The organism is Bradyrhizobium sp. UFLA05-89, assembly GCF_059803475.1.
In genome coordinates this window covers 19,294-31,946 of record NZ_JBANBA010000110.1, presented here as the reverse complement: position 1 = coordinate 31,946, position 12,653 = coordinate 19,294, and the positions used below count along the sequence as shown (strand labels likewise).

Annotated in this window: 9 protein-coding genes; 6 read left to right on the top strand and 3 right to left on the bottom strand. The window is 60.3% G+C overall.

The window, feature by feature from the left end:
• Positions 1–865: 865 nt before the first annotated feature.
• Positions 866–1,066: a hypothetical protein gene (locus tag SO139_RS37070; RefSeq protein WP_449382370.1), complete on the top strand. Its 201-nt coding sequence runs from the start codon at positions 866–868 to the stop codon at positions 1,064–1,066.
• 1,244 nt (positions 1,067–2,310) lie between these two features.
• The gene (locus SO139_RS37065; protein WP_449382369.1) at positions 2,311–3,231 is read left to right on the top strand and encodes a LysR family transcriptional regulator; all 921 of its coding nucleotides are present in this window, start codon (positions 2,311–2,313) and stop codon (positions 3,229–3,231) included.
• A gap of 34 nt (positions 3,232–3,265) precedes the next feature.
• Here the strand turns inward: SO139_RS37065 and SO139_RS37060 are convergent, their stop codons facing one another.
• From SO139_RS37060 to SO139_RS37050, 3 genes are all read right to left on the bottom strand, one after another.
• Positions 3,266–4,738: an NAD-dependent succinate-semialdehyde dehydrogenase gene (locus tag SO139_RS37060; protein WP_449382368.1), complete on the bottom strand. Its 1,473-nt coding sequence runs from the start codon at positions 4,736–4,738 to the stop codon at positions 3,266–3,268.
• A 54-nt stretch (positions 4,739–4,792) separates the two neighbouring features.
• Positions 4,793–6,292 carry an aldehyde dehydrogenase family protein gene (locus SO139_RS37055; RefSeq protein ID WP_474802495.1) on the bottom strand — a complete coding sequence of 500 codons (1,500 nt, stop codon included), beginning with the start codon at positions 6,290–6,292 and terminating at the stop codon, positions 4,793–4,795.
• 81 nt (positions 6,293–6,373) lie between these two features.
• The gene (locus SO139_RS37050) at positions 6,374–7,399 is read right to left on the bottom strand and encodes a zinc-dependent alcohol dehydrogenase family protein (RefSeq protein WP_474802497.1); all 1,026 of its coding nucleotides are present in this window, start codon (positions 7,397–7,399) and stop codon (positions 6,374–6,376) included.
• Positions 7,400–7,849: 450 nt separating this feature from the next.
• On the opposite strand from SO139_RS37050, the gene SO139_RS37045 reads away from it, so the two are divergent.
• The 4 genes from SO139_RS37045 (at position 7,850) to SO139_RS37030 (ending at position 12,594) form a co-directional block, all read left to right on the top strand.
• Positions 7,850–8,638, top strand: a complete 789-nt coding sequence (locus tag SO139_RS37045) for an HpcH/HpaI aldolase family protein (protein WP_474802499.1) — start codon at positions 7,850–7,852, stop codon at positions 8,636–8,638.
• Between the two features lie 143 nt (positions 8,639–8,781).
• Positions 8,782–9,522 carry an SDR family NAD(P)-dependent oxidoreductase gene (locus tag SO139_RS37040; protein ID WP_474802501.1) on the top strand — a complete coding sequence of 247 codons (741 nt, stop codon included), beginning with the start codon at positions 8,782–8,784 and terminating at the stop codon, positions 9,520–9,522.
• A gap of 41 nt (positions 9,523–9,563) precedes the next feature.
• Positions 9,564–11,009: an aldehyde dehydrogenase family protein gene (locus SO139_RS37035; RefSeq protein ID WP_474802503.1), complete on the top strand. Its 1,446-nt coding sequence runs from the start codon at positions 9,564–9,566 to the stop codon at positions 11,007–11,009.
• A gap of 172 nt (positions 11,010–11,181) precedes the next feature.
• Positions 11,182–12,594: an MFS transporter gene (locus SO139_RS37030; RefSeq protein WP_474802505.1), complete on the top strand. Its 1,413-nt coding sequence runs from the start codon at positions 11,182–11,184 to the stop codon at positions 12,592–12,594.
• The last annotated feature ends 59 nt before the right edge of the window (positions 12,595–12,653 follow it).

The window sequence follows — 12,653 nt, the reverse complement described above, 5'->3', positions numbered from 1 at the left end:
CTTAGAAGCACCTTCGTCATGTGGCCGAAGTTCCAGTGACGCGCATCACGGTCGTTGAGCTTGGGATCGGCTATCCCGGGCGTGTGTTGGAATACACCTTGCTGAGACAACCGTTACTGTTCGTTGAACCTTGGAGGTTAAATGGCTCGGATTAGAATTTCCCATAGCTGGCGGACCGTTCGCGGTGCGCATATCCGTATCGTCCACCGGCGTAAGGTTGCGGTTAAGTCGGGCTCAAGCGTTTCGCAGATTTGCATGTCAGGGAATGGCCAATTATTGCGGCTCAGGGGCACCCTGGGGGTGAAGGCATCGCCATCATCGTAGTCGTTATCCTGCTAGCGGTGGCGACAGCAGTTGGGCCGCCTTGGTCGGCGGCCTCTTTTGTTTCAGTCCTACCGCAACCGTCGGCGGTGTGCCGCCAGCCGCCGGCGGCGCTTCTTGCGGTGATATCGGCGCCGGCGCTTCAACATATCTTCCTCGAGGTCAGCGAGATAGGGCAATTTCTGTGGGTTGAACAGGACGAGCCAAGATCAGAGCTGCTCCGCTGCTTTGCGACGCTACTTCTCAATCAGCGGCTCGGGCCGACGACTCGGCTTGTCGGGGATGAAGGATTGAGTTATGCGGGCTTTCTCGCCTCTGGCGCGTGGGAGCGTGGCTACGCCGAGGACGGCGAGAGCCATGCCAAGTATTCTCCACCGAGCATCGTCAACGAGCCTTGACTGGCGATAGGGCCCTACACGGGCGGCTGCGATCTTTCGACGCGCTCTGCCTCAGTCGCCCCCGCCAGACGCACCTTCGACGCTGTCACCCGCCACGCGTGCGCGGAAATCCGGGCAACAAAGGTTTCAAATACAGGAGCCAGGAAATGACTCTTCTTTCAGTTATCGGCTGGGATATTATCGGGTGGGATAGCCTCACGCCACAGGGCATTCGGTTCGGCATTGCGACCATCCTTGCGCTGTTAGCGGTGGGCCGCCCCGGGCCGTCGGTCTTTGAGCTTTTTGGCGGCCTAATCTGCATCCTGGGTGCTGGCCTTATGGTGGCGCAGGCGGTCTCGCTTGGTTGAATCCTCGCTGGCGGGTTTGCTCTCGACACCCACCCGGATGGTGTTACGAATATTTCAAAGGACGTTGAGTACCGGAGGCGACCATGGCTCAACAACTGCGGGAAATTCGTCGCGCATTTACCGCGTCAGGTTGGCTACCGTGATGCGTCGACAGGAAGCGTGATAGCCTCGATCGAAATTCCGGCACAAGTGATCGAACGCGCCGTGTCTCAAACTCCCAGCAAGTGCGGCTTCACCAGAAATCACTCGGAGTGACGTTCAGACACGCCTGAAAGAGTGTGCTGATGTTACTTAGAGTGAGATTTTCTTTGATCTCGCGGTGCACACGTCGTGCACACGCGGTCCTCTAACCAACTGACAACATTGACCCCTCGCTCCAGTCCATCGTAGGGAAGTCTGGGCTAAGATCGGCCAAATGGATCAAGGCCATTCAACGATAGTCCGGTTTGAGCGCATCCCGCCGTCGAAATTGCCCTTTGGGCGTCTTGACGTTGGCATTGCCGAGCGTGGTGCGGAAATCGAAGGAAATTTAGGACGTTGCCCTGGCTGGGGCGGGAGGGATCGAACCTCCGAATGGCGGAATCAAAAACAGTTTGATTATTCAACGATTTCAAGCCGCGTTTGGAAAAAATGGTCGAATTCGCCTCTAGTAATATCAATTGCTTAGCAGGCATTTCCAAATAAGGAAGCGCCGCTGCTAGCGAGGACCGTGCACGGGGCTGCTCGCTTAAGAGCGTCACCATTAGCACATCGACACGCCCGAGGGCGTCGGGGGATTACACACTGAAGGCCACCGGCCCGGAGTTCGGTGCGGGCATCAAGATGGCGGTCGAGCGCGGCTGGCTCGAGCTACACGAGAGCGGGACTTACGCGCGATTGTTGAGCCACGGCGAGGATCGCATTGAGTGGACCAGTCGGCCCCGTGCCGTCTGGAGGTGCGCACCTAATCCGCAGCACAGGGCGAAAGGTCTGCTCAGGCCAGCCCCGAGGCAGACGGCGCCAGGATGCGCGATGAAGCCCGCGTGCGCTAGATGGACCAAAAGGCCCCGGCCGCTTTAAGGGGGGCGTGGGGCCGGGGCCGCTCGGTCCGCGACCCTATCTCACCAACGTGTCCCTTCATCGGGGATATAGATTTATGCTATACCCCCGCCAGACGGGAGAAGCCGATCGGAATTTGCCACCGAGCGGGTGTCCTTTCCGGACAAAAAAGCAAAAAGAGAGTCCGGTTGGATCGGAGGTAGAAGTTGGATCCCAAGAAACTGCTTTACTTCGCGTCGGTCATCGAGAGCGGGAGCCTCAAGAAGGCGGCCAAGGAGCTGCTGATTTCACAGCCAGCATTGTCCGTTTCGATCGATCGTTTGGAAGAGAGCGTTGGCGGTCCGCTTCTCGAGCGCAGCCCGATCGGGGTCAAGCCCACCCCGATGGGAGAGGTTCTCTACGCCCACGCGCGGCTCATCCGTGATGAATTGAAGCTCGCGGAAAGCAGGATGAAGCTATCGGATGAGCGAACACACTCTGCCGTCGCTTTCGGCACCCTGCCGAGCCTTGCCAATTCCATCGTACCGCAAGCGATCTGCAAGTGGCGAGACAATCATCCAACGACAATTCTCCGCGTCGCAGAGAAAATCCAGCTCGAACTCCTGCTCAGCCTCATGCGCGGGGAAGTGGACTTCATCGTCGCCCAGACGGAAAACTACGGATACCTCGAGGGACTCAAGCAAAGAGTCCTTTTCCGCGACCGGCTGTATGTCATCTCCCGGCCGGATCATCCCGTCTCTGCATTGGAAAATCCCTCATGGCTGCATCTCGCGAAATTTCCGTGGATCATCCAGATGGTCGGCAGGCAGAGAACACTGCTCGAGAAGCTGCTCGCGTCAGAGAGCGTTGACCTTCCGGTACAATTGACGGAGTGCGGGACGGTGAACTGCATCAAGGCCATTGTCGCCGGGAGCGACAGTCTCGCGCTACTGCCGGCCTCCGCCATAGATTCCGATGTCCAGGCGGGGCGGATCAGGGCCCTCGACATCACTGGACCGCTGCTCAACCGCGATATCGCTGTCATATTCCGCGAGCGGAATCCGCTGACCGAGGCGAGTCGCAGTCTCGTCGGTCAGATTGCGGCCGCCGGTATCGACTTGGGTCCTGAATTGAACTGTCAGCCCTGAACGCTGTGGATTGCCCTGTCCAAACGCGAGTCAATTAGACCCCACCGAGGGCCATGTATTTGATCTCAAGGTACTCGTCGATCCCATGGCTGCTACCTTCCCGTCCGATCCCACTTTGCTTGACGCCACCGAACGGGACCTCGGGTGTAGAAATCAGTCCCTCGTTGATCCCGACGATGCCGTATTCCAGAGCCTCCGCGACGCGAAATATCCGACCGACGTCGCGTGCATAGAAGTAGCTGGCCAACCCGAATGGCGTGTCGTTTGCCAATCGCACCGCCTCGTCTTCCGTCCTGAAACGAAAGAGAGGAGCAACGGGACCGAAGGTCTCCTCGCGAAAGATCAGCGCATCGCGTGACACATCCGCCAGCACGGTCGGCTCGTAGAAGTTGCCACCCCGCGCATGCCGCTTCCCTCCCGTTACGATCGCGGCGCCCTTGGCGCGAGCGTCGGCAATGTGTTCCTCGACCTTGAGAACCGCATCGTGGTTGATTAGCGGACCTTGACTTACGCCAGCCTCCATGCCGTCACCCACCTGAAGCTTCTCCACAGCCGCTTTCAGTTTGGCAGTGAACGTCTCGTAAACACCGTCCTGCACGAGAATCCGATTTGCACAGACACAGGTCTGGCCAGTATTGCGAAATTTCGACGCCATCACGCCCTTCACTGCTTCGTCGAGATCGGCATCGTCAAACACGATGAACGGTGCATTCCCGCCCAGCTCCATTGAGGTCTTTTTGATTGTCTTCGCGCACTGTTCGAGCAGCATGCGACCTACTTCGGTTGAGCCAGTGAAGGAGAGCTTGCGCACGGATGGATTTTCCGTGAGCTCCCTTCCGGTGGCGCTGGATGGACCGGTGATGACGTTGCATACACCTCGGGGCATGCCGCTCCGTTCGGCAAGGACTGCTAGAGCGAGTGCAGAGAAGGGTGTTTGGCTCGCGGGACGGATAATTCCTGTGCAACCCGCGGCCCATCCCGGACCAGCTTTGCGTGTGATCATCGCGGAAGGGAAGTTCCAAGGCGTGATCGCTGCGAAAACGCCGATCGGCTCCTTCGTTACCACGACCCGCCGATCCGGGACATGCGCGGGGATCGTCTCCCCATAGACGCGCCGCCCTTCTTCCGCGAACCATTCCAGGAATCCGGCAGCATAGGCGATCTCGCCTTTCGACTCGGCCAGGGGCTTACCTTGTTCGGCGGTCATGATGAGCGCGAGATCATCCGCGTTCGCGATCATCAGGTCCGCAATCCTGCGGATGATCGCGCCTCGCTCCTTTGCCACCATCGCCCGCCACTTCGGGAACGCCGCTCTTGCCGCATCGATGGCCCGACGCGTTTCGGTACGTCCCATCGCGGGAACTGTCCCCAACGGCCTGCCTGTCGATGGATTGCGAATTTCCATCACGGCGCCGCCGTCGGCCACAACCCATTCGCCGTCGATATAGTTCTCGCTGCGCAGCAGATCTGGGTCCTTTAGTTGAGGCTTCGCGATTTTTTCAAGCATCCGACTTCCTTCGAGGGTTCTGACAGTTAGGTCGCGGTGCGCGACCGTTTTGATTCAGGTGTTGATGTAAACGTTCTTGGAGTAGAGATACGTGTCCAGATGGGCACGACCGCCCTTGGCGCCGTATCCGCTTTGCTTGGTGCCGCCAAAGCCAACTAGGGGATCAATCAGTCCATAACAATTCACCCACATGACGCCGGTGTGCACGCCTTTGACGACCTTGAGAGCGGTGGAGACATTCTGACTCCAAACCGCGCCTCCCAAGCCGTAATCCGTTTGGTTGGCTAGCGCGATCGCCTCCTCCAAGGTGTCAAAGGGGATCACCGAGAGCACGGGACCGAAGATCTCCTCCTGCGCTATGCGCATCGAGTTGTCGACTTCAGCGAAAATCGCCGGCGTGACGAAATAGCCGTCCGCCAGAGCGCCACCCAGGCGCTCGCCGCCACAAACTAGACGTGCTCCTTCTCTTGGTCCGAGCTCGATGTAAGACATGACGCGATCCAGCTGCCGACCCGAAATGAGTGGCCCAAGCTGGGCGTTGGCATCCAGCGCCGATCCCACCCGGATAGCACGCGCAAAGTCGGCGGCACGTGCGCAGAACTCCTGCACGATTGGGCGCTGGACGAATACGCGTGTGCCCGCAAAACAGATCTGACCGGAGTTCGCGAACACTCCCATTACGGCGCCCGGCACCGCCTTGTCGAGATCCGCATCGGAAAAAATGATATCCGGCGATTTGCCGCCCAGCTCCAGCTGCAACTTCTTGATGTTGACGGTCGATGCTTCGATGATCTTCCGTCCCGTCGCCGTCGAACCCGTGAAGGCGATACGGTCGACATCGGGATGTCGCGCAAGGGCAGCGCCAGCGGCGCCCCCGAATCCGGTGACGACGTTTACGACCCCGGAGGGCAGGCCGACCTCGTGAAGAAGCTCCGTGACGCGCAACACCGAGAGGGACGCGTCCTCTGCCGGCTTGAGCACCGCCGTGCAGCCGGTCGCAAGCACGGCGCCGATGAGCCAGAACTGGCTGTTCAGCGGACCATTCCATGGAATGATGCCGCCGATGACGCCCACCGGGGCCTTGAAGGACAAGGTCGTCACCTCACCCGGCAGACCATTGGGAAGCGTCTCGCCGACGATATTTCCGGCCTGCGACGCGAAGAAGAGGATCATCTTCAACACGCCGGACTTGGACCCCCTTACTCGGGAGATCGGTGCGCCCATGTCGACAGCCTCGATCTCGGCCAGTTCCTCAAAATTTCTGTCAATCACCTCGTGCGCTCGGTAGAGCAGTGCTTGACGTTCATAAGGAGTCCAGCGGCTCCAGGGACCATGAAAGGCTCGCCGGGCGGAGCGAACCGCGAGATCAATGTCGGCTTCATCTCCCTCCGCAAGCGAACCGATCACGCCGCCGGTCGATGGATCTATCGTGTTGAACACCTTGTTCGATGTCGCCGCGATCTCATGCCCATCAATGAAAAGGCCGTATTGTCCGCGTGACAGGAATCCCTGCGCGGCAGCGCAAAGTTGGGACGGCGGCATTTGCTGGTTCATCAACTGTCTTTCTCGGAAAAATTCGCGCGCGCTTCGGTCAGGTCGCGACAACGCGTACACACAGTCCCCTGCTGTCGCCGGCTACATTAGGAACACGCCCTTGCCTGCGCTCTGACGGTTGAAGCTGTGATAGGCCTCCTCCGCCTGATCGAGTCTCCATTGATCGGTGAATAGCCTGTCGAGATCGATCCCGCGTTCGATCACGAATTCCGCGCACGCGCGTTGCGCTTGGATCGACATCGTCCACGACGTGAAGATGCGAAGCTGTCTGCGGAGCATCTGGGCGAGTGACAATTTGATCTCGGCCCCCAGGCCGACGAGACCTATCGTGCCCCAGGGCTGGACGCAGCGCAGCGCATCCTGCCCGGCGGCAGCGGCGCCCGCGGTCTCGAGCGCCATGGTCGCACCGCGGCCTTTGGTCAGACTTCGAATTGCGTCGGGGACATCTCCCTCCCGCGAGTTTACGACGAAGTCGGCACCGAACGCCTTGGCGGTTGCAAGTCGATTATCGTCAATATCGAGAGCGATCACGCGCGCCCCTTGCGCCTTGGCGAGAAGCGTCGCGGATAGGCCCACAGGTCCCTGACCAAAGATCGCAATCGTATCGCGACCCGTCAGCCCCATCCGCTCAAAAGCTCCCCACGCGGTACCTGTCCCACATGATATCGCAGCACCTGCGGCAAAGCTCAGGCGCTCGTCGAGGGGCACCAACGTGTCCGCCGGCACCTTCATGTAGGGCGCGTGAGCGCCATGCTGATCCGTGCCGTAAACCGTCACCGGGACGGATTGGCACATCTGGGGCCATCCCGACCTGCAATGCTCGCAGTCGGTGCAGCCATGATAGTGATGAACCATGACGCGCGCGCCGACGCGCGCATGTGGACCCGTTACGCCCGGACCGATGGCCGCAACGATGCCGGATGGCTCGTGGCCGGCGATGATCGGCTTCTGCGATAGAAGCTCGGGCGAGCGCCTATAGAAATGCAGATCACTACCGCACATTCCAGACGCCTTGATCTCAACGACCACTTCGCCGGGGCCCGGAGTCGGATCCGGGACAGTTGCGAGTTCAACAGTGCAGTTTCCGCGAAAAACGATGCCGCGCATTACGTTGTCCTTGTATGTTCCTGACCGTCCCGTCCAGCGCCGACTGATGATTGCCGTCTGTGCGCCTTGGTGGAGGCAACTCGCATGGCCGGTTCTCTATGAAAATCAGTCGTCGCAGGAATTCCCGCGACGCAGCGCTAAGCGCGGAACCTCATCTCGCCTCCCTCTTTCCGAATTGGCGCATCCTGCCGCATGCCAGGGCTTTTTTGCCCTCGATAGGCGCCCAACGACCATCGCCGCGGGCTATCGCTATCTTGCGCTACCAGCATGCGACACGGAAGCGTTGGCGATCCCAGCCATATAAGCTGACACTATATCTCCGACCCGCCCTCTCCGAACTGTCGCTTAAAGCTCGCACCGAGGCATGTATATTTCGGTCGCGCAGTTGATCTGCGTTTTGAGTTGACCTTCTTCGCTTCGCCTGCGAGCGACTTTGCGACCGGAAAGAGAATGGTTCCAGAACACGATCAGCTTCGAAACTGCGTCAGAGAAAAGCTGGCGCGCGATCAGACCGTCTATTCCATGACGGTCCGACTGGTTCGAGGGGTTGAGATTGCCAGCATCGCTCGCACCTCCGGCTTTGACACGGTCTATATCGATCTGGAGCACAATGGTTTCTCCCTCGATACGGTGGGCCAGATCTGTCTGGCTTGTATAAGCCTGGGGATAGCGCCGTTCGTCCGCATTCCAAGCATCGACGCTGGTTTTATCGCGCGCGTCCTCGATTGCGGCGCGCTCGGCATTATCGCGCCCCATCTGGAATCGGCGGAAGACGCACGATCCATCGTGCGCGCCGTGAAGTATCCACCGATCGGAACCAGATCGCTGGCCGGCCTTCTGCCCCAATTGCATTTCCGCGCGGGTCCGGCGGCAGACACTATCCGACAGATGAACGAGGCGACCATGATCATCGCGATGATCGAGTCCCCGTCGGGGCTGGCTGCTGCCGAACAGATAGCGGCCGTTGATGGCGTGGACATCCTCCTCGTGGGAGCCAACGATCTCTGCGGCGCGCTCGGTATTCCGGGGCAGCTCGACCATCCGCTCGTCCGCGACGCCTACGCGCGCTGCCTCGAGGCTTGCCGAACTCATCACAAGGCTCTTGGTGTGGGCGGGCTTGGCTCGCGTCCCGATCTGATCAGAGAGCTTGTCGCGCTCGGCGCTCGGTACGCGTCTACCGGAAACGATCTTTCTTTTCTTATCAGTGCAGCGACCCAGATGCGCAGACAGTTCGCCTAGGCACCCGTCAGACGGACGGCACCGCGCTCGAATTTCTAACTGAAGCAAGAGAGTTAAATATGGATGCCAGGACTTCCATTCACGCCCCGGCCGATTCCGGAGTTCCAGCTCACGCTCGAGATTTCAGCGTCACCGATCGCGTTGTGCTTGTCACCGGCGCAGGTCAGGGTCTGGGACGTGAAATAGCGAGACAATTCGCCGCCGCGGGAGCCATCGCAGCAGTCGCCGACATCAATTTGGCAAAGGCCGAAGCGGTCCAGCGAGAGATCGAGGCTGCGGGAGGAAAGGCCGAAGCCATCCGCGTGGACGTCGCAGAACGCTCGTCCGTGGATAACATGGTCCGAACTCTGACCGACGCTTATGGCCGGATCGACGTGCTCATTAACAACGCCGCGATCTTTGCGACCCTCAACAAGGTCCCATTCGATCAAATCCCATTCGACGAATGGGAAAGGGTTATGCGAGTCAACATAACCGGTACCTATCTTTCCATCTGCGCCGTCGCACCGTCGATGCGCAAGGCAGGCTGGGGCCGCATCGTCAACATCTCCTCCGATTCCGTGCCGCGTGGCGTCGCCAATTATCTTCACTACGTCACGTCGAAATCCGCGATCATCGGGATGACCAACTCGCTGGCCCGCGAACTCGGTCCGTTCGGAATCACGGTCAATTGCATCCGTCCAGGCGCGGTAGCGACCGAGGTCGATCGAACGCACAACCCCAGTCCGGAATTCCGGCAACGGGTTCTCGGCGAGCAGTGTCTGCCGCGCGGTCAGATGCCTGAGGATCTGGTCGGCCTCGTCATGTTCCTCGCGACGCGAGCAGCAGGCTTCATCACTGGACAAACCATCGCCGCGGACGGCGGCTTGACCCACAGCAATTGAACCCTCGCCCCATGGGAGGCTCACGAGAGCAGAACCCGAATATGGAACAGCACCGAAAATTCTACATTGGCGGCAAATGGATCGAACCAGCTGGCCCGCAGACGATTCAGTTGGTCGATCCGACGACCGAGGCAGCTTTTGCGACCGTCGGCATGGGGACCGCCAAGGACGTCGATCGCGCAGTCACCGCTGCACGCAAAGCTTTCGCCGACTTCAGCGCATCTTCCGTCGCCGAGCGGATTGCCCTGCTCGAGCGCATTCTGGCGGCGTATGCTGCTCGACAATCGGATCTGGCCAACGTGATCGCCCGGGAGATGGGGTCACCGAAAAGCGCGACCGTGCAGACGCAGGGTCCAATCGACCATTGGAAGGAAGCTGCCAGGGTCCTTCGTGATTATTCGTTCGAGCATCGCATCGGAGGGTCGATCGTCCGGAGGGAGGCGATCGGCGTCTGCGGCCTGATCTCGCCCTGGAATTGGCCGGTGCAGACTCCAGTCACGAAGATCGCGTACGCGCTCGCCGCAGGTTGCACGATCGTCTTCAAGCCGAGCGAGTACTCGCCCCTGAGCGCGATCGTTCTCGCCGAGATACTCGACGACGCGGGCGTTCCAGAGGGCGTCTTCAACCTGGTGATCGGAGATGGCCCTCAGGCGGGTGAAGCGCTGTGCCGCCATCCGGAGGTGGACATGATCTCGTTCACCGGCTCGACCCGGGCGGGCATTCTCGTCGCGGCAGCGGCTGCGAGCACGGTCAAGCGCGTGGCGCAGGAGCTCGGCGGGAAATCGGCAAATGTGGTCCTGCGCGATGCCGATCTCGAAGCCGCGGCGCGCTGGAACATTGCCCGCGGTTTCTTCAACGCGGGGCAGTCTTGCCACGCCCCCAGCCGAATCCTGGTGCACCGCAGCCAGATGGACGATCTCGCCAGCCATTTGGCGCGCGAAGCAGCCAAAGTGAGGATCGGCGCCCCCCAGGATTCGGATACGACCATGGGACCAGTCGTCAACCGTACGCAGTTCGAGCGAATTCAACGTTATATCCAAGCGGGATTGGACGAGGGAGCCCGAATAATTTGCGGCGGCGTCGGTCGCCCCGAAGGCTTCGGGCGGGGATATTTCGTCAAGCCGACCGTTTTCTCGGAAGTCACGCAGACGATGACGATCGCGCGCGAGGAACTCTTCGGACCCGTTCTCGCGGTCCTGCCTTACGACGATGAAGAAGAAGCCGTCGCTATTGCCAACGAAACGCCCTACGGCCTCGGCGGCTACGTATTCTCTTCTGATCGCGAAAGAGGGCTAGCCGTATGCCGCCGGTTGAGGGCGGGACGCATTTTCTTCAACGGCGCAGCGGGCAGCGTGGCTGCGCCCATGGGCGGCTACAAACAATCAGGCAACGGCCGGGAAATGGGGGTCTTCGGGCTCGAGGAATACCTGGAGGTGAAGGCGATGTTCGGTTTCGATCGCGAAGCCGCCGCGCTTCCATCGATCTAGGCGCTAGCGGCAGGCTTTCCGGCACCGGCCAGCTACAAGTCTGGTGGACCGAACTCGGTGAAGACGCGGAAGACCTCTTCCAGCAGAATTCCTGACTGGATCGGGGGCAACCACAAAACCACAACAAGATGAGCCAGCGCGCTCGCTTTAAACGAGGAGAGGATAGACGAAAATGCCATCTGCGATACCCAACAAGGACGTTTCTTTCTCGGGCGCGGTCAACGCTGGCGCGCGAATGGATCGCCTGCCAATCGGGCCGTTCCATCGCCGCATGCTGTGGCTCGTCAGCATGGGCGTGTTCTTCGATTCGTTCGACAACACGCTCTCCAGCTCGGTGCTCGCGGCATTGCTCCAGAGCGGCTGGTCCACGCTCGAGCTGAACTCGCTCTTCATGTCCGTGACGTTCGCTGGGCTGACGGTGGGCGCGGCTACGGCCGGCTGGTTGAGCGATCGCTTCGGTCGACGTTTCGCCTACCAGTTCAACCTGGCGATCTTCGGCAGCTGCGCTTTGTTGTCGGCCTTTGCCCCCTCCATTCATGCACTGATCTTCATCCGCGCCATCATGAGCGTCGGAATGGGCGCCGAATATGTGATGGGGTACGGCCTCATCACCGAATTCGTGCCTCCCAAACAGCGCGGCCGGTACATCGGGTGGTTTGCAGTGTTTGGTGGCGTTGGCGTCTTTGTCACCGCTATGACCGCTCTACTCGTGATTCCAACGCTCGGTTGGCGAGCCATGTTCATCATCGGCGGCGTGGGCACCATGTGGGTATGGTGGGAACGCCGCAAGCTGCCGGAGTCGCCCCGTTGGCTGGAGCGGGTTGGTCGCACCGAAGAGGCCGAAAAGGTCCTGCAGAGCATCGAGCAGGAGGCCGCGCAGGGTCGTTCCCTTCCCCCGGTCGTCGCGGTGCCCGCGCCGCCTCCGCGATACGTTAGCGCGGCCGTACTGCTGTCGCGTCCTGTGATCGCGCGGACTCTTCTCGCGATCATCGTCAGCGTCACGTGCTTATTCGGCTCTTATACGATGACGGGCTGGATGCCGACATTCCTCGTGAAGCAGGGCCTGACCGTCACAAAATCGCTGGCCTATAACACTGCCATGATGGCGGGATTCGCTACCGGATCACTGATGGTCGTGCTGCTGGCCGATCGTCTGGGGCGACGCTGGGGCATCGTCATATTCGGTCTCATCTGCGCCGCTCTCGGCTCGATCTACCCGTTCTTGACTTCGGCTCCGCTCATCATGGTCTGCGGCTTTCTGCTGACCGCAGGCGCATCGGTGTTCTTGTCTCTGGGCTCGGGCATCGCGCCTGAGTTCTTCCCGACCGAATATCGCTTCCGTGGCAGCGGTGTCGCGCAGACGTTCGGACGCGCCGGGCTTATTGCTTCCCCCTTTATCGTTCTTGCTCTTTTCGACCGATATGGAGTTGGGGGTGTCATCGGCGCGATCGCCGGAATGTACACGACCGTAGCTTTGATCTTCGCGGTATTCGGCGTCGAGACCAATCAACGGTCGCTTGAAGCCTTGGAGCCCGAGGCCACGCCGAACGCCGACCCTGCAACAGTCCTGCGCACGGCGGGATAGTCGTCGCCGCGGCGCAAACAACAGAGGCTCGGACGATCGTCCGTCCGAGCCTCGCCTGC